Raw genomic sequence first — 22,905 nt, 5'->3', positions numbered from 1 at the left:
TCTAAAAGACATAATATATTCTAATGAAGTATAAAACACGATTATCCCTGGATGTAGCATTCAAGTATATTTTCAAAATTACAGGGCTGCTTGTACTGGCAGCATTGGGTGGAATATTGGCCATGCTTGTGTACAATTCATTTTCGTTCTTTTTGGATGTGAAGCCTTTAGATTTTATTACTGGAATGGAATGGAATCCAACAGGCAAGACTCCGAAATACGGCATGCTACCTTTGATATTAAGTACGACGTTAGTGACCTTCGGAGCAATGTTGATTGCGATCCCGTTGGGTATAGGTACTGCAGCTTTTATAGCGGAGTATGCCAGTCCCCGATTAAAAAACATTTTAAAGCCTGTTATCGAGATGTTAGCAGCGGTTCCGTCTGTAGTTATCGGTTTCTTGGGTATTGTCCTAGTGGGGCCAGGTATAGCCGATCTTGCTAGTCTACCTAATGGTTTGAATGCATTGAACGGGGCAATTCTTCTAGCTGTTATGGCCTTGCCAACAATTATTACAGTAGCTGAAGATGCTATTCATGCTGTTCCGAAGACTTATAAAGAAGCTAGCTACGGCGTAGGAGCCACCAAGTGGCAGACATTGTGCCGAGTGATCATTCCTGCTGCAGCTCCAGGAATTATCGCTGCTGTGATGCTGGGTGTGGGACGTGCTATAGGCGAAACAATGACCGTACTTATGGCCACAGGAAATGCTTCTTTACTACCCGAAGGAATGTTTGACTCGGTGAAGACGATGACAGCAACTATCGCTATTGAAATGGGGGAAGTGCCTTATCGTACAACACATTATTTTGCGTTGTATGCGATTGCTACCGTTCTCTTTTTTATGACATTGATAGCCAATTTGGTTGGCGAATTTTTTATTAACCGTTTTAGAAAATATCATGCAGCTTAGAAAGTTTAATTTTACATCGATAGTTGAATGGGGTACATTGCTATTGTGTACAGGGCTTGTTTGTTTTTTTCTGATTGTTATCCTTTGGGAAATTATAGCAAAAGGAACGGGCACGTTATCTTGGGAGTTTATTGTTGACGTACCGCGAGAAGGGATGACTAAAGGAGGGATTCTGACCCCTATTTTGGGAACGGTATTGCTTACGTTGTTGACGGCATTGTTCTCCATTCCTTTCGGTGTATGTTGTGCCATTTATTTAAATGAGTATGCTGAAGACAATTGGTTGAATCGTATAATACGTGCAGCCATACGTAATTTATCTGGAGTTCCGTCAATAATCTATGGTTTGTTTGGATTAGCTTTGTTCGTTCAGGCTCTGCAATTTGGAACCTCGATGTTAGCGGCAGGACTTACCTTAGGTTTATTATCATTGCCTTATATCATTACTACGACAGAAGAAGCACTGATGCGTATTCCGGCAAGTACGCGTGAAGCAGCTTTGGCAGTGGGGGCTACCAAGTTTGAAACAATAAAAGATGTTGTACTTCCATCGGCGATGTCTGGCATTTTAACGGGCGTAGTACTCACATTATCAAGAGCGGCAGGAGAGACTGCCCCCATTTTATTTACGGGCGCTGCATTTTACATTAATGGATTAGGGGGAGCTGTTAACAATGAGTTTATGGCATTGCCTTATCATTTATACATGTTATCTACTCAACATCAATCGATAGAGGAGGTGCGGCCTATTGCTTATGGTACAGCGTTGGTATTAATTATTGTTGTCTTTTTATTAAACTTGACAGCTTTCTATATACGTTACAAATACAGGAAAAATGAAAACTAAGTTATCTGCAGAAAATCTAGAGATAAGTTTTGGAGCTAAGGAAGTCTTGAAAAAGATCAATGTTTCATTCCAAGAAAATGAAATTACAGCCCTAATAGGACCGTCTGGATGCGGCAAGAGCACATTGTTACGGAGCTTTAACCGTATGCATGATCTTTCTCCTGATGCTAAGATTACAGGAACGCTCAAATTAGAAAATCTAGACCTTTATGACAGAACTATTCCTGTTACAGAGATTAGAAAGCGAATAGGTATGGTTTTTCAAAAAGCTAATCCGTTTCCAAAGAGTATATTTGAGAATATCGCATATGGCTTAAAAATTAATAATCTCCCGCACGGAAAGGACGTTATAGAGAAAGCACTTAGAGAAGCGTTTTTGTGGGATGAAGTTAAGAATGATTTAAAAATGCCGGCAACACGACTTTCGGGAGGGCAACAGCAACGACTTTGCATTGCTCGAGCAGTAGCTTTACGTCCTGAAGTCATTTTAATGGATGAACCTTGCTCTGCATTGGATCCTGTTAGTACTTTAAAGATTGAAGAACTGATATCGCACTTAAAAGAGAAATATACGATTGTAATTGTCACGCATAACATGCAACAGGCGCAGCGGATTGCAGATAAAACAGTTTTTATGTATTTGGGAGAAGTTAAGGAAGAAGGGCCAACGAGTCAGATATTCAATGCACCAAAAAATGAAATGACATTAAATTACATTAATGGTAATTTTGGCTAGCGGGTAGGGGTACGTTAGAATCCGACTTTGAGATCTACTTTTGGATCATGCTGAAGCGTGTACTCTGATTAATATGACAGATTACACGCTTTATATTTCAGCGACAAATACTTTTTGAAGCCAAAAGATAATCTATTCTGTCTGAAAGGATTTTTAACATACGTTATTCGATATATCCGGTCTTTTTACATGATCTTGTTAGTGGTTTTACCTTGAAAGTCTACTAATAATTCCAACCCTATTACAGGACTGGCTGTTAGTAAATAGTTGTTTGTTATTAGGATAACATTTGCAATGATAGCTTAGCCGTATTCTTCTGTAGGATGAATCCTTTTGAAATCTTTGCCTCTTGTTGGCGTTTATCACTATAAAAGGTATAATTCGGCTGTATGTTTGGGCTTCAGAATCTTTGTCAAATAGCAACGATTGTCCGTTGGTGAGTGGAGGCGTAGTGTTGATCGAAAATTTACTTTTCATCTATTTTCAGATCACTTTGTATAGATAGCTAGTTATATCCAAACAATTGTAGCCTATAATTGTTGTTGAGTTAATGTAATCGCAACCCATTAGATTATGAGAAATTTCTTATGTATAATATCAAACGTATTACTTTTAACCACGATCGGTTGTAACTCGATCCCCAAAGAGGGGGATACAATTTATTTTGGTGGACCTATTTTAACAATGGAAGATTCGCGTCCAGAGGTGGAAGCTCTCGTTGTGAAAGATGGGAAGATTGTTTTTGTCGGCGAAAAAGCTGAAGCACTCAAATGGTCAGGAAAAGGTACATTAGAAGTTGACTTAAAAGGTGAAACTATGTTGCCTGGTCTTATCGATGTTCACAGTCATATAACTTCCCGGGTGGGAATGTCCCAAGCTGTGGATTTGTCTCCTAGTCCCTACGGAGCGGTAGATGACATACCTCTTTTACAAGAAGCTATCAAGAACTATATTTTAGAAAAGAAGTTACCCAGACAAGCTCCAATATTAGGTAATGGTTATGATGATGCTATTATGAGCGAGCACCGACATCCTACAAGGAGCGAATTGGATGCCATTAGTCAGACCCATCCTATTATTATCGTTCACGCTTCGGGACATGCCAGCGTAGCGAATACAGCGATGTTCGAGTTGTTAGGGATTAATGAAGATGTTAAAGATCCGCAAGGAGGACATTATGGTAGGGATTCAAAAACTCAACTGCTGAACGGTAAAATGGAGGAAAATGCTAGTTTTCAGGCGTTGATGAAGTTGACTAGGTTGCTGCCTAAACCGACAAAGACGGATAGCTTGTCAGATGAGTTAAAGAATTTTATTGCTGCTCAAGATGAATGGCTAAGTTATGGTCAAACAACAATTTGCGATGGGCGTACAATGGGAGTCGGGCTAGATTTATTAAAAGAGGCTGCAGTAAAAAAGATATTAAAGGCAGATATCGTTTACTTTCCGGATTTTGAAGCAAATAAAAAGGATTGGGAGGTCTTGGCAAAAGAATACATGCGTTACGAAAATAGGTTGAAGTTGGGCGGCTTTAAATTTTCGGATGACGGTTCTCCTCAAGGTAAGACCGCATGGCTTACTCAGCCTTATTTGATCCCACCAGAGGGCCAGACCAAAGACTATAAAGGATTTCCTATTTTTACAGACGAATCATTATACGCTGATCTGAAGACTATTTTTTCAAAAGGAATTACGGCTCAACTCCACGTCAATGGTGATGCGGCGATAGACCAGGCCATTCGGGTAATCGGAAAGCTTAAAGAGGAAGGTGTTTATAAACCAGAGATGCGGGCTACTTTAATACATGTACAGAATAGTCGCCCCGATCATTTAGCGAAAATAAAGAAATTGGGAGTTATTCCCTCTTATTTTTCATCGCACGTGTATTTATGGGGAGATTGGCATTACCAAAGCGTATTTGGACCAGAGCGTGCCGCTTTTATAAGTCCTGTTGGGGCTGCGAAAAGAGAAGGTGTGCTTTTCACTATGCACCATGATGCTCCTGTCACTCCGCCGGATTTATGGATGGACATCTTCGCCTCTGTCAATAGGACAACACGCTCGGGAATGATTCTTGGGGCAGATCAAAGGATAAGCGTATGGGATGCGCTAAAAGCAGTTACGATAAATGCTGCTTACCAATATCAGGAAGAGGATAAGAAAGGATCACTGCAGTCGGGTAAGTTGGCCGATCTCATTATAGTGGATCAGAATCCTTTAACCATTGATCCCAAAGCACTAAGGTCTATACGTGTTATGGAAACCATAAAAGAAGGTAATACCGTATTCAAACGCGAAAGACTATGAGAGCATTAATATTACTAGCCGCAGCCTTGATAATTCTTAAGAGCACTTATGGGCAAGGACATTATAATGGATCTTCCTTTAATCCCAATGACTACTTTGCACCTCATGCTGGTATTATTATTCCAGTTTGGTATGGATTTGCTAATATGGATTATTACAATAAGGTGGGTGAAAAGTCTGACCAACTTATTAATCCCGTACCGGGAAACCCCACTACGTTAAATATCAAGCAAAATGTCAAAACACATTCATTTATCCTAATGGCCATTTATGGTGGGAAAGGTAAAATTTTAGGGGCGGATTGGGGGATGATGATCATACCTACGCTTAATAGTCCTACTGCTAGCATTGCATTGGACTATTATACCCAACAAACTGGATCAGGCAATTATACATTTACCAATAAAAGCCTTGGTATCGGCGATATGTATATTCAGCCGGTATGGCTTTCCTGGAAGCAGAATAAAATGCAATATGCTTTAAATTATGGGGTATGGGCACCTACAGGAAAATACGAACCTAATAGTCTAGATAACGGGGGACATGGTTACTGGTCTCAGAATATTCGGGGAGCTGCAAAATATAAACCTATTGGAAAAGTCGGTATCACGTTAGCAGCAACTTTGGAGATAAATCATTGGCAAAAAGATACCGATTTCAAAGAGGGAAGTCATCTTACTGTTGATGGTGGCGGCACGTATCTTTTGAGTTCACGTGGTGACGAAGTTGGTGTTTTTGGTCATTATACGCAACAGATATCTGATGATAAAGGCAATACGGGAAGTTTTTTATCTGATAAGATAGCTGGGATCGGTGGCTTTGTTTCGTATTGGATTGTTCCAAAAAAAGTTGGTGCCATGGCTCGTGTGACCCAGAACTTTTCTACGGAGAGCAGATTTGGTGGTATTGCTTTTCAAACAGGGTTCAATATATTGATATCTACATCTCCCCATTAAGTTTTATCGTTTATTTTTTAAGTGTTTAATATTATGGTCTTTTAGTAGACTTTGCACAGCAGGAGGAAAAGGGTTCCAAACAGAACTCTGTGACAAAAAAATCTTTCTCAAGGAGAAAGCAAATTGCAAGAGATTCGTCGTCAGCAAAGCTAGGATTCGATTCGGAGGAGACTTACCTGGAAAGTCAGATACTTTCCTCTAGACTCACTAATACTCACGAAACAACAAAAGCTCGTCGAAGAGTTAAACTTCCTTAGGAGTAAAGATCCTTTGTTGATTGCTAAAAAGTGGCTTAAGGTCGATTACTTAAGAAATATTAATAAAGTCGTACCGGTTGCTCCTTTTGCAGATATCCTATTTACTTATTTTTAACGCGATAGTTAGCTGCTCTGCAAAGGAGCGTGCTGCAGTTACTGCACAGAATGTATCCAGCAATTGGAAGTCAATTTTGAATTTAAGACAGCTTCTTTGATCATTTAACAAACAGGGGGGAATTGGTTGTTGCTGTGGCGAGATCAGATTATTCTTAGTGTTAATGAGCAAGATGCCATATGGGCAAATAAAGAAGCGAGCGAATTGATTGAAACCTATCGATCGCGTATAGCTGATGCTATAAACCAATATCGGGATGAACATAGCCTTAGCCGATTGTTAACCTCAATAGGGTTTGCCCAGCAGCTAGAAAGTCGTTCATTGGTGATTAACAGTTTTCATCCGGAATTTGGCTATGCCTAGTTACCATATCTTAAGGGTGTTGCTTCTAGCTTTTTTTGTGTTCATATTTGCCCGGCTCAGAGTTGTTTATATTTCAGGGGACTTTAGTCTTTATCGGTGTGTTATTCGCCTTAAGTTCAGCAGGAGCTCTCGGGTAAAATAGTAGCGGGGCTAATGTTGACTTACATGCGCTCTTTCTTAATTCAAGTCAATGCTTATACGAAGCATCTCCATAAGCAGGCTATTATCTATTTTGAGCTACATAAACACATTATGTATGTATTTCATGAAGCGGGTATTGAGATGGTCTTTCCAAAGTATTATGCAATTAGAGATCGTACTGTAAAAGACATACTGAAAAAAATATAGGAGTGCACCAAAGAGTCCTTTTAGAGTGCGGTTCACAACGGAGGAAGATATGAATAAACGAAATGTTTAGATTATGAGCTTTTACAGTGAAGGGTATTTCGGTAATCTATTCCCCACTTGGCGATTTCGTCGATGATCGGGCCCAGGGTGCGACCGTATTCTGTTATTTCGTATTCTACGGTAATAGGTTTCGTATTCAAGACAGTTCTTTTGATCAATTGGTTCAACTCGAGATCCTGAAGTTCTTTGGATAACATCTTAGCTCCAATACCGTTAACTTCCCGTAGCAATTCCATAAAACGGAGTTTGTCGACTATCATTAAGGTGCCTAGAATGTGAAATTTCCATTTTCCAGCCAATATTTCCATGGTATCTCTGATAGCTAATGTCCTTACTTTACAAATTTCAGAAGAGTATCTTGTGGTATCTTTTTTCATTACAAATAAGTCTTTATTTATGCAAAATTAGTAAAGCAAAAGATAGTTTCCAATAGGATACTACTTTCCAATCGGAAAGTAATATCAATTGTATAGTTTGTTGGTGCTACATTTGCAGGATGAAAGGCAGATTTCTTTTTTAAGTTATAGGACATTCTGTTTTGATGAATTTTTTAAAAAAACAACATAGAAAAATGAAAAAAATTACAATTTTAAGCGTTGCTTCAACCATTTTATTCTTTTCTTGCCAAGGACCATCAGGAGACAAAGCTGCGACAGCAGAAACACAAGAGATTGCGGAACAAAAGGGGGATACTTATACACTCGATGCTGCTAATAGTACGTTGAAATGGACAGGATTTCATAAGGGAGGACTTAATCCTAGATTTGGTATCCTAAAGAGTGAAGGTATCCTTACTGCAGAAAGAAACGAAGTAACAGGAGGAACATTTACAATAGACATACATTCTCTTCTTACGGATAGTACTTCGGTAGATCCAGCTATTTCAGGAGGAAAGACTTCGAATGATCTAGATGCACATTTGAAAAATGAAGACTTTTTTGATGTTGGTAAGTATCCTACTGCCAAATTCGAAATAACAAAGGTTGTTGCGTTCGATCGAACAACTACGAGCGTTGTCGAAGGAGCAAATAACACTATAAGTGGAAACTTAACGATTAAAGATAAGACAGTAAATGTCACCTTCCCAGCAAAAATTACTGTTGATGCCAATGGTATAAACATCTTTTCCAAATTTACTATTAACAGGCAGAACTGGGGATTGACTTACGGTACAGAAGGTGATGCTAAAGACTGGATGATTGCTCAAAATGTAGATATTGAGCTTTCTGCCGACGCAAAAAAGAAGTAAGAAGAGATTTCTAGGATATTAAAGGAAAGCGCCGATGATGCTACTTTTGAACATCATCGGCGCTTTCCTTTAACTATATTCGGGGCTGTATCAATACATTCTTGGTACGCACATCCACAGGGTTGTTGGCATTGACTATCGGAGTGCTATACTGTTAGAAACTTCTGTACTTTATCGTGTCAAGTTTGGATTTCATTTCTTTATCCTATTTATAGGAACTGCAATACTAGAATTAGCTGCTTATTAATAGCCGAATTTTCCTTTTTTAGATTACTTTTGCGCTATTGATACAAGTGCTTTCCGTGATGTGATGATTTCGTTATTAGAAGTAAAGATGATAATTTTTGGTATTCTGGGGTGAGATAAAAGGTTTAATTAAAATATATAAATAGGTATTGTGTGATGGAAAAACACAGAATTTACACTTTTCTCGAAGAGATTCGAGTAAATATTGCTAAAGATGTAAATCCTTTGGCCGTCAAAGAGGCTTACGAAATGGTTGATGCTGTTATTAAAGAGCAGGATTTTTACCATCACACGCCTTATTTTCTTTCTGAGTGGATCGTACTCAAAGGACAGGTCTTACGAAATGATTCCGAATCACTAGGTTATTTCGATCGCTTTTTGGATAATATTATGTATGATAGCGCCACCGGAGTTTACGAAGCTTTTGTTTTTCAAAAAGCAAAAGTTTAAAATATTATGATTTATAGGTGTAGGCAATCTAAAGGCGACTAATCCCCAGCACCTCTTAATTTGTGTTAAATTGAACTCATTTACTGAATTAAGAGGTTCACAAATAGGTTGATGAATACGTTGTTTATAAGGTCTACAAAAAATGCTCCTACCATAGGAACGATTAAGAAAGCTTTGTGCGATGGACCATATCTATCCGTAATAGCTTGCATGTTGGCTATTGCAGTAGGTGTAGCTCCCAATCCGAATCCACAGTGCCCCGCAGCGAGTACAATAGCATCATAATCTTTTCCCATCACCCGATATGTTACAAATATTGCAAAGAAAATCATCATCAATGTTTGCAAGAGTAATATAATTAGTACCTGTGTCGCTAAGCCTGAAAGTTGCCAGAGTTGCAGCGACATCAACGCTATGGTCAAAAACAAATATAAACCTGTATTACCTAAGACATCGACAGCATGATCGTTGACGATATATGTTGTTGTACGGGATAGAATATTGCGGATAATAACACCAATTAATAGGCTCCATACAAAGTTTGGAAGTTCAAAAGAAGTTCCCTTCATAATAGTATACAATATTTGACCTATTGTTACGCAGGTAGCAAGCATAGTCAACGTTTCAATTACGTTCCGTACATTCATGCGACGTTTCGATTCGGGGTATTCAAAGGCTTCTTTTGGTGGAGCAATATTTGACTTGATCTGAGCAGAAGGAAATATGTTACTCTTTCGAAGTAAAAACTTAGCAACTGGACCACCAATTATTCCTCCCATCACTAATCCGTAAGTTGCGCAAGCTAGAGCTAATTCCATTGCTCCTTCTGTTCCAAAGGTGCTGGTTAGGTTTTCTGCCCACGCAGCGCCTGTACCATGCCCACCTGTAAGTGTGATCGATCCGGCGATAAGGCCATAGCTAGGGTCTAATCCCACTAATTTGGCGACGGATATGCCAAAGGCATTTTGAAGAAAAATAAAGGTGCCCGTGATACCTATAAATACTAGTAAGGGTTTTCCACCTTTTTTTAGCTTCGCAAAGTCAGCGCTTAAACCAATAGACGAAAAGAAAATCAACATCATTGAGGTCTGTAATGATCCATCAAATTGAAAGCTTATTCCATAAAAGTGATACGCTAAATAAAGCAAGATAGCAACTAAAAAGCCACCGACGACAGGCTCAGGTATATTATAATTTTGAAAGAACTTTACTTTTTTTACGACATAAAAACCCAAAAGAAGTACTAAACAAGCAGAAGTGAGTGTCTCAAATAATCCGAAAACCATATAATTTTTTTTACTTGCGTTGAAAAATAAGTGGAATGTAAAAGTACTAATTAATTGTCACTTCATCCTTTTGTCTTAAATTTGAATTTTATTATACGTTGTTTTATAATTATATATGCCGAATATTAGTAAGGAAGGTCAGAGGATGTGGGAGACAAAGGGGGACCATTGGGCTATTTGTCCTGGATGTCAGGGACGTGGTAAGAAAAGTAGACGTCTCACAAAAAAGGCCAAGCTCCGCTATCAATCAGAATTGGCTCAATACGAAAAGATGAAAGGCGGGCGAGTAGAACCTTTGCGCCCCAAAGGGCATCTATATACATGTCCAGATTGTAGTGGTTCTGGATTGATACCTTCCATTCATCCAAGTTTAGCTTATGAAGAAAAATATCCGCATGTGGCAATTATAGGTGGTGGTATAGGCGGTGTTGCGCTTGCGGTAGCTTGTCTGCACAGGGGAATTCCCTTTACTTTATATGAACGTGACAATAATTTTGATGCACGTTCGCAGGGATATGGATTGACGTTGCAGCAAGCTAGCAAGGTGATTGATGGATTTGGGATCTCGTATTTGGATAAAGGAGTCGTATCAACAAGGCATGTTGTTCATACGACAACTGGAAAAGTGATTGGTGAATGGGGGGTCCGAAAGTGGAAGAGCTCAGCCTCAGGATATTCTCCGAAGCGCAGTAATGTGCACATTGCACGTCAATCTTTGCGGTTGGCGCTCCTAAAGCAATTAGGAGGACCTGAATCGGTAAAATGGGGGCATCAGTTAATTGATTTTAAACAAACAGAAAATAAGGAAATAGAATTACACTTTCTTGTGAATGGAAGTAAAAAGCAGGCAACTGCGGACATGTTAGTTGGCGCTGATGGCATCCGTAGTATAGTAAGGAGGTTGTTGATCGGAGATAAAATCAAACCACTGCGTTATCTTGGGTGTATTGTGATATTGGGGATATGTCCCTTGTCTGCTATCGAATCAGTAGAAAGTCCGCTTTTGGATTCAGCAACAGTATTCCAGACGGCCAATGGCAATGAACGTATTTATATGATGCCATATACATCCGATTCGGTTATGTGGCAACTTAGTTTTCCTATGTTAGAAAGCGATGCAAAGGAACTAAGTGGGCGGGGTCCAAAAGCTCTCAAAGAAGAAGCCTGTCGTAGGACACCATGGCACGATCCTGTTCCTCAGATTATAAATAATACTCCCGAAGAACAGATTTCAGGTTATCCTGTTTATGACCGGGAGTTATTAGATCTAGGCTCATTACAAAACTCGGGCATAGCGACGCTGATTGGGGATGCAGCTCATCCGATGAGTCCATTCAAAGGCCAGGGCGCCAATCAGGCTTTATTAGATGCGCTCGCATTGGCTAGGGCAATCTACAGCGGATGTCAATATCTATCTTGGAAAAATATAGATGTCAGGGCTCATATTTTAGCCGAATTCGAAGAAAAAATGCTTGAGCGCAGTGCTCCTAAGGTTAAAGATTCGGCAGATGCAGCCCAATTTCTTCATTCCGAGTTGGTATTGCAGGAAGGAGATCGGCCCAGAGGAACATGTTTTAAGAATGCCTGTCATACCCTGGAACAGCATGGCTAAAAAGTATAGATCCGATAGAAATAACATCGGTTAGATTTTCCCAATGTTCAGATTAAGGCATCATCTTTTTAGATTTCATTTTGTTGAATATATGGGAGCGTTAAGGGGATTTGTTGTGGTAAGCAATCTTTTTCGTTAATTTGCGCTTATGTCAGCGCAAACAAACCCTTATAGAATATTTTCCAAAGAGATTTTAGCTGTCTGGAAGCTTCAAGAGGTATCTTATGTCAAAGTTGAAGAGTTGTCATCCGTAGATGGGGTTACTTTTTATGAGTTGATTCCAGACTCCGAACTTTTAGATGCCGGAGCAAACGAGACGCTTTATCCGATAGATTCGGAAGATGTGGATGATATGTTACTATCTAGTGCCCCTATTAGATTTGTCGTACATCAAGTTTATTTGGAGGAGTAATAGATGTCCGATTTCTAGTCCACTTTATTTAAAAATAAGTACAGCTATTTGGTTTCGCAAATTTGAGGGAATTACTTGTTTAGGACAGGAGAAGAGGCTTCATTTATTGGGTTTTACGGTGATCTCGAGCCTCGGTATAGGAATTGTTGTGCAGGTCATCGAACGGTGCTGGTAAACCGGGGTAACCACGGAGGTCACAACAGATGAAAATAATATCATTCCAAGCATCCAATACTAATGCCGAATATTTTAGGTTAGGATTTAAAGTGTCGTTTTCCGAAAATTTCCATGCCATAGTTATTACCTATCGTGATGGCGAGCATGAACTTATTACCACTTTAGTTACATTAGATAAGAGTGGATATATTATTGATCAGCTAGATATTGCCAATAATGAAGTTGCTGAATCCGGTTCTTTGTTTGCTTTTTATTAACAGATCCATGAATGTCGATTACCACAAGAACGCTGCGATAGCATTTACGGCTACCGGTAATTATTTTGAATTAGCGATTGCAGTAGCAATAGCCGTTTTTGGGGTGCATTCTCCACAAGCATTTTTTTGGGTAATAGGACCGCTGATTGAAGTACCAGTCTTAATTCTTTTAGTAAGAACCAGCCTTTGGTTCCGACGTAGGTACCATGGCTAACAAGAGTTTTCTCAAAAGTATGGATTAGCCATACCACAGGTCGATAAATATCTGGTAAGTCAGCAATTCATTAATTTTTTTGGTGATATTTCGGATCAATCGATTTTAATCCTATTATTTTTCTAAAAAAAAATTATGTAGTTTGGTAACTTTAGTTACAAAAGAGAGGTTCTAGTATACTTATGTTTGTTTAAACATGTTATGAAGTTATGGAAGAATTACTAATAAAGACATATGGAGACATATTTGAGGAAAATCTTATAGAAGAGATTCTTCAGGTGTCTAAGGCAATGGAGTTCAAAGAAGGAGATGTGTTGATAGATTACAATCAGTATATTAAAACTATGCCCTTGCTGTTGTCTGGCGCGATAAAAGTAATGCGTGAAGACTATGATAGCGGCGAATTGTTACTTTATTACTTAGAACGTGGTGATACATGTGCGATGACAATGACTTGTTGTTTGGGAGGAAAGAAAAGTGAAATACGTGCAATAGGTGAAGTGCCAGGTGTTATTTTGATGATTCCTGTCCAAAAGATATCGGAATGGATCGGTAAATACAAAAGTTGGATGGCTTTTGTATTTGAAAGCTATAATAATCGCTTCAACGAACTACTTAATGCAATAGATACCATTGCTTTTATGGATATGAATGATCGACTTTTAAATTACCTATTCGAAAAGAGCAAAATAGAAAATAGTACGATAGTATATAAGACACATCAAGATATTGCCAAAGAATTGAATACTTCGCGGGTAGTTGTATCTAGGCTATTGAAAGTCCTGGAAAAAGAAGGCCGGATAAAGCTTAACCGGAATAGTATCGAGATTCTTCTCAAATAATTTTAAAGCCTTATAAATTTGTAAGGCTTTAATCATAAGTGTATAGTTATTTCATGATCCACAAGCTCTCGGATCCAAACTATATTATGCATATTTTTGATCTTAAATGGCGCACATGCTGCTTTGTGATCAATCGTGTTTATGCAGCCTGTGGAGCATGGATATTTCTTATGTAACAAAAGTAACTGATAGTATAAAAAAAGTTCAAGACCTTTGTCTAAAATTAATTGATGATGGAAATAATTTTGTCACCCTGGCCTTGGTATGTAAGTGGGCCCCTTATAGCGATCACGATGTTTATATTGCTGTATCTAGGAAAGAGCTTTGGTATGTCGTCAAACCTGCGTACTATTTGTACGATGTGTGGAGCGGATAAGACGGCGTCATTTTTTAAGTTTGATTGGCGAAGCCAAAAGTGGAATCTATTGGTTGTATTAGGGGCCGTTGTTGGTGGGTTTATCGCTTCAAATTATTTGGGAGCAGGTCAATCACCAGAGCTCAACCCTAAAACAATCACACAGCTGGAGGCCATGGGGATTCAAAGTGCTGGAAAAGATTATGTGCCTACCGAGATTTTTGGCGATGAAGCTTTTAGTGATCCAAAAATACTGGCATTACTGATTATCGGTGGCCTTTTAGTAGGTTTTGGTGCTCGTTATGCAGGAGGATGTACATCTGGTCATTCTATTTCAGGGATTAGTAATTTACAGTTACCCTCATTGATTGCAACAATCGGTTTCTTCGTTGGTGGTATCATTATGATTCACCTTATTTTTCCACTTTTATTCTAATTTTTAACATGAGAAATATATTATTTTTACTTGTTGGGGTATTCTTCGGGATATTAATGTTCAAATCTGAAGCCGCATCATGGTTTAGAATCTATGAAATGTTTAATTTTCAATCTTTTCATATGTTTGGACTGATGGGGACTGCCTTAGCAACAGGTATGGTATTGGTACAAATTATAAAGAGAAAGAAAGTAAAAGATATAGATAATAAAGTTATTGTAATAGCGGATAAAGAAAAGTCGATTACTCGCTATTGGGTAGGAGGTACGATTTTTGGGTTAGGTTGGGCATTAGCTGGTGCATGTCCAGGTCCAATATTTGTCTTAACAGGAGCTGGTTATTCACCTATATTAGTCGTATTGGCAAGCGCTTTATTAGGGACATGGATTTATGGATTATTAAAAGATAAATTGCCTCATTAAGACTTTATTCACGGCAGTTTTAATATAATCAGAAGGCGGACTAATCAATTTAGTTCGCCTTTTTGTTATAATATTAACGTCTTGGGATGTGAAAACAGGGTAGATTTGAATAATGTGTGGTTATATTTATATTATTTTAGTGCATCCGAAGTTCATCCAGTATATTTGAACTTAATCTAAACCACCGTGAAAAAAGCACATTTTATATTTGCCTTTCTATTCAGTTTTATGTATGCTTCCGCTCAAGACATTAGCTTGTCCGGAACAATTAAAGAGTCCGCTTCAAAGGCGCGTATCGCAGACGCCAGTATTTCATTATTTGATGAAAATAAAAAATTAATTGTTGGGGCGATGAGTAATGATGCGGGTGAATTTGATCTTAAAAAATTAAAATCCGGTTCCTATGTATTAAGCATTAAATTTATTGGGTATACTCAAAAGGACACAACAGTACAACTATTAAAAAACAGAAAGCACGATTTAGGCGATATATTTCTCATTTCTGGACATCAACAGATTAATGAAGTGAATGTCATAGCTTCAAATAGTGGTCAACAGCATCAAAGTGATAAACAGGTTTATCAAGCAAATCAGTACAAATCTGCGGTAGGAGGTACTGCTTTAGATATTATTAAAAACTTGCCATCCATAACCTTAGATGGTAACGGTGAATTATTGGTAAGAGGTAATAAAGGTTTAATAGTCCTTATTAATGGTACACCGACGCTGTTAGATGCACAGACTATCTTGAACCAGGTATCGGCAAATGATGTAAAGGAAGTCGAATTTATCAGCAGTCCCCGTGCTCAATACGACCCCGATGGAAAGGGAGGAATGATTAACATCAAAACAAATAAGCCATCAAGTGATGGTTTCGCCTGGTTGATGAATCTTCAATATGGCTTACCAAGTATAGACGATTACGACAATTTAGAAAGGCAGAAGCGATTTGGTTCGGATATATCGTTCCAGTACAAAAGGAATAAACTAGATATTCAGGGCTCGTTAAATTATTTGCGAAATGACAATGCCGGTTTTCGTGATGGGTATGTGTATACTATTATTGGAGACAAAAAGACAATGTTTCCTTCACAAGGAGAACGAAGTTTTGATAAATATAACTATGGCGCACGGCTAAATACGACTTATCAGTTTGCCGACAATCAAAAAATCCAACTTGGTTTTTTAGCGTCGAAGAAATTTCAAGATAGAGTAGCTGATATTTACTATAATAATCAATCTATATCTACAATCGATGGATCTACCATTCATCGGCTACGATACTTCAATCCAAACTTACAGAACAAACAGGGAAAATTTTATCTAGTGGATTTGAATTATCAATTGTCTCTAAATAAAAAGCACAGTCTTGATATTGGTTTGGTATATGAACACGCAGACATATATGGCTCCACCAATAATGGAAATATTGAGAATGGAAATGATACTATCCAATGGACTCGAAATACATACACCAATCCACTGAACGGTGTAAGAGCCTCAGCACAGCATCAGGTTAAATTAAGTGACAATTCCGAGCTGATCTCCGGCTACCAAATTCGTAGAGATGGTCAGCGAGGGGATTTCAGATATCTCGGCAGGGAATACGGACAGCGAGATTTTGAACTTATCCCGGAGTTTTCCGGTAAGATGAATGCAGAAAATATCGTTCATGCTTTATTCTCTCAGTTTAATCGTTCATACACTAATACCAATATTGCCTTGGGGCTTCGTTATGAATTCTACAAGCGTGACGTATTATTGGTAGATGCTAAAGAAGAATACCCTTATCAGACGCATCAACTTTATCCTAGTTTTGATATCAAACACAAGCTAGATAAAGGTTGGGAGTTGAAAATGTCTGCGTCAAGAAGGGTGCAGCGAAATAATAATTTCGAGTTAAATCCCATTCCGGAACGAGAGCATTCAGAGACATTGGAACGTGGCGATGCCGAGTTACTGCCTGAGTTTGTTACTAATTTTGAAACTGGAGTTATTAAAAAGTTTATGCAGGGTCTTCTATTCTCTAATGTGTACTATCAACATAGTAAAAACCCTATCCAACGTATTAATTCGGTGTATGCGGATACCATTCTTCATCGTGTATTTACCAATGCTGATTATGCAAGACGTTATGGGTTAGAAGTGGGTGGAGAGTGGAAACCTACTTCATCACTTAAACTACTATTGGGTGCAAATACCTATAATTATAAGATAGAAGGAGCGGTGTTGGACTATGTAAACGCCTACAAAAATTCGGATTGGGTTTACGCTATTAATGCTTCGGGTATGCTAAACTTACCTCGTCAATGGACTGCTGCAGTTGATGTCAATTATTTGAGTGATCGGCCTACTTTACAGGGCATAGACAGTCGATTTATAACCCCCAATTTTAGCTTGTCAAAATCTTTTTATCAAGGAGCCGTAACAGCGCAAGTCCAATGGAAGAATATAGAGTTGGGAAATTGGGGTGTTAATGAACAACGCATTACAACCTATGCAAATGATTTTTTCACCACTACAAACTATGTGTACGAAAAGAATATCATTTTGCTCAATCTGAATTTCAACATCAAGAAACTAAATAATATACTCCGATTGCCGAAAAGTGAATTCGGTGAAAAAGAGTTTTAATTGCTTTATCCAAAGATCCTATGTCACATCCCCTGTCGGATAGGTTTTTTTGTGTCAAACCGATCCGCCAACTGGCGGATCATGAAATTACTTTTCGACCGAAATAGTGATTTTTTGACTGCACAATATCTTGCTATGTAACAAATGTGACTGTAGTCCCGCTCACTCTTCCTGACCTTTGTATCAGCAAATTAAAATAGTCATGGAAATTGTTGGATATATAGCATCCATTTTGATCGGAGTTTTATTGGGATTGATCGGTGGTGGAGGTAGCATTCTTACCGTACCCGTTTTGGTCTATCTTTTTAGTATTTTACCCGTTACCGCTACTGCCTATTCCTTATTTATCGTGGGTACGACCAGTATTGTGGGCTCCGTTACCTACTTCAAGAAAGGTTTAGTGAATATAAAGACTGCAGTAGTTTTTGGAATACCTTCCATAGTTGCGGTCTTTTTGACGCGAAAATACATCTTAACCACGATTCCTGACAGTTTATTTACGCTCGCTGGATTCGAAGTCACCAAGGATATTTTCCTGATGGTTCTTTTTGCTGTATTAATGGTCGTGGCGGCCTATACGATGCTGAAAGAGAAGAAGTCCGAGGTCAAGAAGTCTATAGAGCCACAAAAATTTAATTACCCTATGATTCTGTTGGAAGGATCATTTGTAGGCGTATTGACCGGGCTTGTAGGTGCCGGAGGAGGATTTTTGATTATTCCAGCTTTGGTTTTATTTTCCAAGTTACCGATGAAAGAAGCTGTTGGAACGTCTCTAGTAATCATAGCCGCCAAATCACTAATAGGATTTACAGGAGAATTGGGGCACACGCAATTAAACTGGACATTTCTTTTACTACTGACATCATTGTCTATCGTTGGGATTTTTATCGGTTCGTACCTTACAAAATTCATCAATAGCGATAAGTTAAAGCCCGCTTTTGGTGTGTTCGTCTTGATTATGGGGATATATATTCTTGTTAAAGAAATCTGGTTTTAACACCTATTCCCTTGTGTAACAAAAGTAGCTGATAGGTCATCACCCAATTCCGAAATTTGTATCAATAAATAATAGAATAGTAAACCATTAAAATTTAAATAGTATGTTTTTTCAACACGTATACGACAAGACATTAGCACAAGCAAGTTATATTATCGGATGTCAGGCGAAAGGAGAGGCTATCGTAATCGATCCTAAACGCGATATAGATACTTACTTAGAAATTGCTGCTCAAAATGATTTAAAAATCACCAAAGTAACTGAAACGCATATTCATGCAGATTTCTTGAGTGGATCTCGCGAATTGGTAGCCTTGACAGGCGCTGAGTTATTGCTTTCTGATGAAGGTGGTGCTGATTGGCAATATGAGTTTGCGCACACCGGCCTAAAACATGGTGACGTGATTACCTTAGGAAATCTGACGTTAGAAGTCTTACATACACCAGGTCATACTCCTGAAAGTATCAGCTTCTTGCTGACGGATCATCCGGCAACTTCTGAGCCTATCATGTTGTTCACAGGAGACTTTGTTTTTGTGGGTGATGTAGGTAGACCTGATTTGCTAGAGAAAGCCGCAGGTATGATCGGAACACAAGAGAAAGGAGCAAAGCAATTGTTTGATTCGATCAAATACTTTATGAGTTTACCGGACCATGTACAAGTATGGCCAGGTCACGGTGCAGGTTCTGCTTGTGGTAAGGCATTGGGTGCTGTGCCTAGTTCCACTGTAGGTTATGAAAAAATAAGGAACTGGGCTTTGCAATACAGCGACAACGAAGCGTCATTTACAAAAGATCTGTTGGATGGTCAGCCAGAGGCACCTAAATACTTTGCGATGATGAAAAAGTTGAATAAAGTGGATAGACCCTTGTTGACCAGCGTACCTCAGCATAAGAAGTTGTCAAGAGAAGAGTTCTTGAAAGTTTATCAAGAAGGCATGTTGATTATTGACACACGGAATAAAGTAGCGTTTGCTAAAGGCTATTTACCGAATACATTGAATATCCAAGGAAACAATTCATTTGCCAACTGGATGGGGTGGATAGTAAGTTATGATGTTCCTTTTGTGCTTATTGCCGAAGCGTCAGCAATGGAAGATCTCACGCGCAAACTGATGCGCATTGGATTGGACAACATCTATGGCTTTATAGATGTCGGTGAAAATTTAGGAATCGATCTACAAACTGTGGATGTCATCGATATGGATCAATTTGAGTCGGCGATCCGAGAAGACAATGTACTGGTCGTGGATGTGCGTAATGAGAAAGAATTTGAGGCTGGACATATTGAGGGCGCTATGCATGCATTTGTCGGGAATTTAGTTTCTAACTTGGATAAAATAGATCAATCTAAGGATATAGTTGTCCACTGTCAGGCAGGAGACCGCTCTACAATAGCCTATTCATTGTTGAAAAAATATGGTTTCAAATCGGTAAGAAATTATGCAGGAGGTATGAAAGAGTGGACAACTAACGGAAAATCTATAGTAAAGCACTAGGTGCGAAATGATATATAGATTGAGATTTATCCAGGTGCTTTAGCGAGGCTAGAGCACCTACAGGTCATTAAATTTTAGATACAAATAGTAGTTTCATTTTAAGAGTAATAGTTATGTTATCCATATTCAAATCAATATTTTCAAATGATGATACAGTATTAAAAGAGGTTTTATTGCATGATCATCCACGATTAATAGATGTACGCACACCATCGGAGTTTGCAGGAGGAACAGTACAAGGAGCGAAGAACATTCCGCTTAATGAGTTAGAAAGTAAATTGGGGTCGTTGGACAGATCGAAAGCCATTGTGGTGTTCTGTCAAAGCGGAAATAGAAGCAGCCAGGCGATGCGCATACTTCAACGCAATGGTTTTGAAAAGGTACATAATGGTGGCGGCTGGCGTACATTGAAATCACTGGTCGAGTGTGTATAATTAGCATGATGTCTGTAGAAAGCCATCATTTTGCCCCAGACAATCGACATGTAGTACGCGTACACAATTGTATAGACCTAAAATCAAAAATTACAGAAAGGTATACTTTAGCACTTTCAGAAGAACTCTTAGTTAATCCAATCGGAAAAGTCGGCAAGAGCATCGTTGGTCATAATCGGGCGCAATTGATGAATGAAATAAAGATTTCGTCACATCTAAAATCTGAAATTGGTTATATCTGGATAGAGCGTTATCAAGCTAAGAAAGATTTGTTTAACACAGAGCATGTTGCTGTTGTCAATCTTTATTATCAGCTTAATTAGTGTAACTTTTGTTACTGACTCAGGCAGAACACTTTCTTATTTTAGCATATATAAGTAAATATAAAATGGAATTATTTATCAAACAGTATGGCATAACCATTATCGGTGTTTTATTAGGCGCTTTAGGTGGCTTCCTATATTACAAGTATGTAGGTTGTGTAAATGGGACATGTGCTATTACCGCAAACCCCTATATCAGTACTATTTATGGTGCTGTAGTAGGAGGGCTATTATTTTCAAACTTTAAATAAACATATTATGAGTAAATCGTTTAAAGATATTATCAATCAAGATAAACCCGTGTTAGTAGATTTCTTTGCTACTTGGTGTGGCCCATGTCAGATGCAAGGCCCCATTTTAGGAAAAGTTAAGGATATTGTTGGCGAATCAGCTGATATCATCAAAATTGATATTGATAAAAACAATGCTTTAGGTGTTCAATACGCTATTCGCTCGGTACCTACGCTTGTACTTTTTAAGAATGGTAAAGTCCTTTGGCGTAAATCGGGAGTTGGTCAACAAGAAGAGTTAACAGCTCTTATCAATCAACACATTTAATAATATATTAGGTATGCAAGGCAAATTAAATAATATCAAGCGTTATATTTGGTGTATTTTCGTTAATATTTCTTTTTGCATCAGGATTGGTTTCTCAGTATTCTTGAGAGATAATTCCAGAAATAACAGTTTTCAATAAAACAGCCCCTGTAACCTACAAAACCTGTATTTTGCTTATAGACTTCTGTACTCTTACCCATGAATTCTCAAAATGCCTTATGGATAATTCGACAATATTACTACACGTAGAACTCAATAGCTGTGTATTTTAAATATATAAAAGAAGAGATTTTTTAAAATGCTAGACTTCAGAGGCTCACGATAAAATAGGCTGAACCGATGTCATTGCGATAGATTTGTTACAGCTCTACTTGCAAAGCAGGTTTAACAGTAGCTTTTTTCATTTATGTTTTTAAAATTAATTCTTAACTTCTACTAAGTCGCTTGTTTATCTTGGCTATTTGTCTCCAATGATAAATAACTAAAAGCATTCCCAATAGTCCCGCTATTTGTCCAACAATATTTGGTATAAATGATAAAATTTGCGCAATACTCCATCCTATGCCCGAAACCATTCCGAAGTCTGAAATACCTTTTATTTTACTGTTTTCTTTCTTTTCCGCCTCAATAGAATTTGCCAGGTTGATTACTATAAAAAAGTCTTCCACAAAGTTAAATGGTATAGCGAACATATACCAAACTGATTTTGGTTTCGCTCTTCTGTTTTCAGGTTTTATTAGAGTCAGACAATGTTGCAATGTACGGCAATAAAAAGCAACCATAATAAAGAATCCACCGATTATTAGAATACTAGGTACTATACCAACTTTAAATATCTCGCCCAGTACACTTTCATTTGTCGAACCGTCAATGTAAGGTAGAACTGCCCAAGCAACTAAAAGTGTCGTCAATATAAGCCGGATGGCAAAATTTATTGTCTTTGTCATTTTTAATCTGTTATATATTTATTTTTTGGTGTGTTGGTTTTAACCTGCCCCCTACATTTCGGACTTTGCTATAGTGAGTTTTTTTCGCGAAACATCAATCGATGCATTTATCTCAAAGATAAGACAAAAATTTTAATTGATACGTTTTTTTCCTATGTAAATACCTTGTTATAAGTTATTTTAGTCCTTCTGGATTGATTTTTATCTCTTGTTGGGCATCATGTCCAAGAATTTTACCTATGCGTTTTTGTCGGATTTCATGTCGTTTAGCACGGACAAGAGCAGCCATTAATAATGAAAATGGCGATAACTATTGGCTCATGAAAAGTAGTCAATAGGTGAATGTTAAACAGACGTTTTAGGATACTAGTGGTTGAAATGTCTCCTCTCTAATTTATTCCCAACAATTTTTCAGAACCTTAGCGATTCCTTTGTTTATGTTATTTGGTGATCAAACTATTTGAATCAACGATGTTTGGAAAACTAAAACAAATGAATCAGATAAGGCAATTCATCAGATAGCACCGTAGTGTCCAGGGAATAAGAACGATTGTGCCTATTTATGTACATTATTTATGGTGTAAATGCTAAGTGAAAATAAAAAATAACAATAATAATATAATAACTTCATAAAGGCTTCATAATTAAGTTCT

General features: G+C 38.1%; 26 protein-coding genes and 1 pseudogene. 23 read left to right on the top strand and 4 right to left on the bottom strand.

What is annotated here, in order from left to right; genetic code table 11:
- The first annotated feature begins 23 nt into the window (after window positions 1-23).
- The 7 genes from pstC (at window position 24) to G7B20_RS08570 (ending at window position 6,843) form a co-directional block, all read left to right on the top strand.
- The gene (gene pstC, locus G7B20_RS08600) at window positions 24-914 is read left to right on the top strand and encodes a phosphate ABC transporter permease subunit PstC (RefSeq protein WP_164110282.1); all 891 of its coding nucleotides are present in this window, start codon (window positions 24-26) and stop codon (window positions 912-914) included.
- On the top strand, window positions 904-1,761 hold the full coding sequence (pstA, locus tag G7B20_RS08595; protein ID WP_164110280.1) for a phosphate ABC transporter permease PstA: 858 nt from the start codon (window positions 904-906) through the stop codon (window positions 1,759-1,761). The genes pstC and pstA overlap by 11 nt, the downstream gene beginning before the upstream one ends.
- Window positions 1,751-2,497, top strand: coding sequence for a phosphate ABC transporter ATP-binding protein PstB (pstB, locus tag G7B20_RS08590; protein WP_164110278.1), 747 nt, complete (start codon window positions 1,751-1,753; stop codon window positions 2,495-2,497). The genes pstA and pstB overlap by 11 nt, the downstream gene beginning before the upstream one ends.
- A gap of 573 nt (window positions 2,498-3,070) precedes the next feature.
- Window positions 3,071-4,804, top strand: a complete 1,734-nt coding sequence (locus G7B20_RS08585; RefSeq protein ID WP_164110276.1) for an amidohydrolase — start codon at window positions 3,071-3,073, stop codon at window positions 4,802-4,804.
- A complete protein-coding gene (locus G7B20_RS08580) occupies window positions 4,801-5,760 on the top strand; it encodes a transporter (RefSeq protein ID WP_164110274.1) in 960 nt (319 codons plus the stop codon). The genes G7B20_RS08585 and G7B20_RS08580 overlap by 4 nt, the downstream gene beginning before the upstream one ends.
- 498 nt (window positions 5,761-6,258) lie before the next feature.
- The gene (locus tag G7B20_RS08575; RefSeq protein ID WP_164110272.1) at window positions 6,259-6,495 is read left to right on the top strand and encodes a hypothetical protein; all 237 of its coding nucleotides are present in this window, start codon (window positions 6,259-6,261) and stop codon (window positions 6,493-6,495) included.
- Between the two features lie 153 nt (window positions 6,496-6,648).
- The gene (locus tag G7B20_RS08570) at window positions 6,649-6,843 is read left to right on the top strand and encodes a hypothetical protein (protein ID WP_164110270.1); all 195 of its coding nucleotides are present in this window, start codon (window positions 6,649-6,651) and stop codon (window positions 6,841-6,843) included.
- A 71-nt stretch (window positions 6,844-6,914) separates the two neighbouring features.
- On the opposite strand, the gene G7B20_RS08565 is transcribed toward G7B20_RS08570, so the two are convergent.
- Complete coding sequence (locus tag G7B20_RS08565; protein WP_164110268.1) at window positions 6,915-7,280, bottom strand: winged helix-turn-helix transcriptional regulator; 366 nt, start codon at window positions 7,278-7,280, stop codon at window positions 6,915-6,917.
- A gap of 194 nt (window positions 7,281-7,474) precedes the next feature.
- Between G7B20_RS08565 and G7B20_RS08560 the strand changes: the two genes are divergently transcribed.
- A complete protein-coding gene (locus G7B20_RS08560) occupies window positions 7,475-8,152 on the top strand; it encodes a YceI family protein (protein WP_164110266.1) in 678 nt (225 codons plus the stop codon).
- A gap of 402 nt (window positions 8,153-8,554) precedes the next feature.
- Entirely contained in the window at window positions 8,555-8,848 is a 294-nt protein-coding gene (locus tag G7B20_RS08555) for a hypothetical protein (RefSeq protein ID WP_164110264.1), read from the top strand.
- 80 nt (window positions 8,849-8,928) lie between these two features.
- On the opposite strand, the gene gltS is transcribed toward G7B20_RS08555, so the two are convergent.
- Entirely contained in the window at window positions 8,929-10,134 is a 1,206-nt protein-coding gene (gltS, locus tag G7B20_RS08550; RefSeq protein WP_164110261.1) for a sodium/glutamate symporter, read from the bottom strand.
- A gap of 115 nt (window positions 10,135-10,249) precedes the next feature.
- On the opposite strand from gltS, the gene G7B20_RS08545 reads away from it, so the two are divergent.
- Together G7B20_RS08545 and G7B20_RS08540 are read left to right on the top strand one after the other, a co-directional pair.
- On the top strand, window positions 10,250-11,746 hold the full coding sequence (locus G7B20_RS08545) for an FAD-dependent oxidoreductase (RefSeq protein ID WP_240452736.1): 1,497 nt from the start codon (window positions 10,250-10,252) through the stop codon (window positions 11,744-11,746).
- A 148-nt stretch (window positions 11,747-11,894) separates the two neighbouring features.
- Window positions 11,895-12,158 (top strand): hypothetical protein, encoded by a 264-nt coding sequence (locus G7B20_RS08540; RefSeq protein ID WP_164110259.1) that lies wholly within the window; start codon window positions 11,895-11,897, stop codon window positions 12,156-12,158.
- A gap of 103 nt (window positions 12,159-12,261) precedes the next feature.
- Here G7B20_RS08540 and G7B20_RS19675 read toward each other — a convergent pair whose 3' ends face one another.
- Window positions 12,262-12,453, bottom strand: a complete 192-nt coding sequence (locus tag G7B20_RS19675; RefSeq protein WP_164110257.1) for a hypothetical protein — start codon at window positions 12,451-12,453, stop codon at window positions 12,262-12,264.
- On the opposite strand from G7B20_RS19675, the gene G7B20_RS08530 reads away from it, so the two are divergent.
- The 12 genes and pseudogenes from G7B20_RS08530 (at window position 12,362) to trxA (ending at window position 21,305) form a co-directional block, all read left to right on the top strand.
- A complete protein-coding gene (locus G7B20_RS08530; protein WP_164110162.1) occupies window positions 12,362-12,592 on the top strand; it encodes a hypothetical protein in 231 nt (76 codons plus the stop codon). The two genes, G7B20_RS19675 and G7B20_RS08530, sit on opposite strands and share 92 nt — an antisense overlap.
- Window positions 12,585-12,806 (top strand): annotated as a pseudogene (locus tag G7B20_RS08525) (arsenic resistance protein); the annotation flags it as partial. The gene G7B20_RS08530 and the pseudogene G7B20_RS08525, both read left to right, overlap by 8 nt.
- Before the next feature lie 209 nt (window positions 12,807-13,015).
- Window positions 13,016-13,648, top strand: a complete 633-nt coding sequence (locus G7B20_RS08520; RefSeq protein WP_164110255.1) for a Crp/Fnr family transcriptional regulator — start codon at window positions 13,016-13,018, stop codon at window positions 13,646-13,648.
- A gap of 230 nt (window positions 13,649-13,878) precedes the next feature.
- Window positions 13,879-14,439, top strand: coding sequence for a YeeE/YedE family protein (locus G7B20_RS08515; protein ID WP_240452735.1), 561 nt, complete (start codon window positions 13,879-13,881; stop codon window positions 14,437-14,439).
- 8 nt (window positions 14,440-14,447) lie between these two features.
- Window positions 14,448-14,861, top strand: coding sequence for a YeeE/YedE family protein (locus G7B20_RS08510; RefSeq protein WP_164110252.1), 414 nt, complete (start codon window positions 14,448-14,450; stop codon window positions 14,859-14,861).
- A gap of 186 nt (window positions 14,862-15,047) precedes the next feature.
- Window positions 15,048-17,495, top strand: a complete 2,448-nt coding sequence (locus G7B20_RS08505) for a TonB-dependent receptor (protein WP_240452734.1) — start codon at window positions 15,048-15,050, stop codon at window positions 17,493-17,495.
- A gap of 202 nt (window positions 17,496-17,697) precedes the next feature.
- Window positions 17,698-18,492 (top strand): sulfite exporter TauE/SafE family protein, encoded by a 795-nt coding sequence (locus tag G7B20_RS08500; RefSeq protein WP_164110250.1) that lies wholly within the window; start codon window positions 17,698-17,700, stop codon window positions 18,490-18,492.
- A 103-nt stretch (window positions 18,493-18,595) separates the two neighbouring features.
- Entirely contained in the window at window positions 18,596-19,990 is a 1,395-nt protein-coding gene (locus G7B20_RS08495) for an MBL fold metallo-hydrolase (RefSeq protein ID WP_164110248.1), read from the top strand.
- A 113-nt stretch (window positions 19,991-20,103) separates the two neighbouring features.
- Window positions 20,104-20,424: a rhodanese-like domain-containing protein gene (locus tag G7B20_RS08490; protein WP_164110247.1), complete on the top strand. Its 321-nt coding sequence runs from the start codon at window positions 20,104-20,106 to the stop codon at window positions 20,422-20,424.
- Between the two features lie 5 nt (window positions 20,425-20,429).
- Window positions 20,430-20,747 carry a hypothetical protein gene (locus G7B20_RS08485; RefSeq protein WP_164110245.1) on the top strand — a complete coding sequence of 106 codons (318 nt, stop codon included), beginning with the start codon at window positions 20,430-20,432 and terminating at the stop codon, window positions 20,745-20,747.
- A 65-nt stretch (window positions 20,748-20,812) separates the two neighbouring features.
- Window positions 20,813-20,998 carry a hypothetical protein gene (locus G7B20_RS08480; protein WP_164110243.1) on the top strand — a complete coding sequence of 62 codons (186 nt, stop codon included), beginning with the start codon at window positions 20,813-20,815 and terminating at the stop codon, window positions 20,996-20,998.
- Window positions 20,999-21,005: 7 nt separating this feature from the next.
- A complete protein-coding gene (gene trxA, locus G7B20_RS08475; RefSeq protein WP_164110241.1) occupies window positions 21,006-21,305 on the top strand; it encodes a thioredoxin in 300 nt (99 codons plus the stop codon).
- 425 nt (window positions 21,306-21,730) lie between these two features.
- Here trxA and G7B20_RS08470 read toward each other — a convergent pair whose 3' ends face one another.
- Complete coding sequence (locus G7B20_RS08470) at window positions 21,731-22,252, bottom strand: hypothetical protein (protein WP_164110239.1); 522 nt, start codon at window positions 22,250-22,252, stop codon at window positions 21,731-21,733.
- Window positions 22,253-22,905: the final 653 nt, after the last annotated feature.

It is taken from the genome of Sphingobacterium sp. xlx-96 (assembly GCF_011007365.1).
Lineage (GTDB): Bacteria > Bacteroidota > Bacteroidia > Sphingobacteriales > Sphingobacteriaceae > Sphingobacterium > Sphingobacterium luzhongxinii.
The sequence above is the reverse complement of the archived record's forward strand: the minus strand, read 5'-3'. Positions and strand labels throughout refer to the sequence as shown.

Excerpts from the sequence above, each read along its gene's own strand:
- G7B20_RS08520 (WP_164110255.1), top strand. The coding sequence starts at position 13,016 with ATGGAAGAATTACTAATAAAGACATATGGAGACATATTTGAGGAAAAT.
- G7B20_RS08495 (WP_164110248.1), top strand. The coding sequence starts at position 18,596 with ATGTTTTTTCAACACGTATACGACAAGACATTAGCACAAGCAAGTTAT.
- G7B20_RS08530 (WP_164110162.1), top strand. The coding sequence starts at position 12,362 with ATGAAAATAATATCATTCCAAGCATCCAATACTAATGCCGAATATTTT.
- G7B20_RS08580 (WP_164110274.1), top strand. The coding sequence starts at position 4,801 with ATGAGAGCATTAATATTACTAGCCGCAGCCTTGATAATTCTTAAGAGC.
- G7B20_RS08515 (WP_240452735.1), top strand. The coding sequence starts at position 13,879 with ATGATGGAAATAATTTTGTCACCCTGGCCTTGGTATGTAAGTGGGCCC.
- pstA (WP_164110280.1), top strand. The coding sequence starts at position 904 with ATGCAGCTTAGAAAGTTTAATTTTACATCGATAGTTGAATGGGGTACA.
- G7B20_RS08500 (WP_164110250.1), top strand. The coding sequence starts at position 17,698 with ATGGAAATTGTTGGATATATAGCATCCATTTTGATCGGAGTTTTATTG.
- G7B20_RS08545 (WP_240452736.1), top strand. The coding sequence starts at position 10,250 with ATGCCGAATATTAGTAAGGAAGGTCAGAGGATGTGGGAGACAAAGGGG.
- G7B20_RS08485 (WP_164110245.1), top strand. The coding sequence starts at position 20,430 with ATGATGTCTGTAGAAAGCCATCATTTTGCCCCAGACAATCGACATGTA.
- G7B20_RS19675 (WP_164110257.1), bottom strand. The coding sequence starts at position 12,453 with ATGGCATGGAAATTTTCGGAAAACGACACTTTAAATCCTAACCTAAAA.
- G7B20_RS08555 (WP_164110264.1), top strand. The coding sequence starts at position 8,555 with ATGGAAAAACACAGAATTTACACTTTTCTCGAAGAGATTCGAGTAAAT.
- pstC (WP_164110282.1), top strand. The coding sequence starts at position 24 with ATGAAGTATAAAACACGATTATCCCTGGATGTAGCATTCAAGTATATT.
- G7B20_RS08570 (WP_164110270.1), top strand. The coding sequence starts at position 6,649 with ATGTTGACTTACATGCGCTCTTTCTTAATTCAAGTCAATGCTTATACG.
- G7B20_RS08540 (WP_164110259.1), top strand. The coding sequence starts at position 11,895 with ATGTCAGCGCAAACAAACCCTTATAGAATATTTTCCAAAGAGATTTTA.
- trxA (WP_164110241.1), top strand. The coding sequence starts at position 21,006 with ATGAGTAAATCGTTTAAAGATATTATCAATCAAGATAAACCCGTGTTA.
- G7B20_RS08565 (WP_164110268.1), bottom strand. The coding sequence starts at position 7,280 with ATGAAAAAAGATACCACAAGATACTCTTCTGAAATTTGTAAAGTAAGG.
- G7B20_RS08585 (WP_164110276.1), top strand. The coding sequence starts at position 3,071 with ATGAGAAATTTCTTATGTATAATATCAAACGTATTACTTTTAACCACG.
- pstB (WP_164110278.1), top strand. The coding sequence starts at position 1,751 with ATGAAAACTAAGTTATCTGCAGAAAATCTAGAGATAAGTTTTGGAGCT.
- G7B20_RS08510 (WP_164110252.1), top strand. The coding sequence starts at position 14,448 with ATGAGAAATATATTATTTTTACTTGTTGGGGTATTCTTCGGGATATTA.
- G7B20_RS08490 (WP_164110247.1), top strand. The coding sequence starts at position 20,104 with ATGTTATCCATATTCAAATCAATATTTTCAAATGATGATACAGTATTA.
- G7B20_RS08560 (WP_164110266.1), top strand. The coding sequence starts at position 7,475 with ATGAAAAAAATTACAATTTTAAGCGTTGCTTCAACCATTTTATTCTTT.
- G7B20_RS08480 (WP_164110243.1), top strand. The coding sequence starts at position 20,813 with ATGGAATTATTTATCAAACAGTATGGCATAACCATTATCGGTGTTTTA.
- G7B20_RS08470 (WP_164110239.1), bottom strand. The coding sequence starts at position 22,252 with ATGACAAAGACAATAAATTTTGCCATCCGGCTTATATTGACGACACTT.
- gltS (WP_164110261.1), bottom strand. The coding sequence starts at position 10,134 with ATGGTTTTCGGATTATTTGAGACACTCACTTCTGCTTGTTTAGTACTT.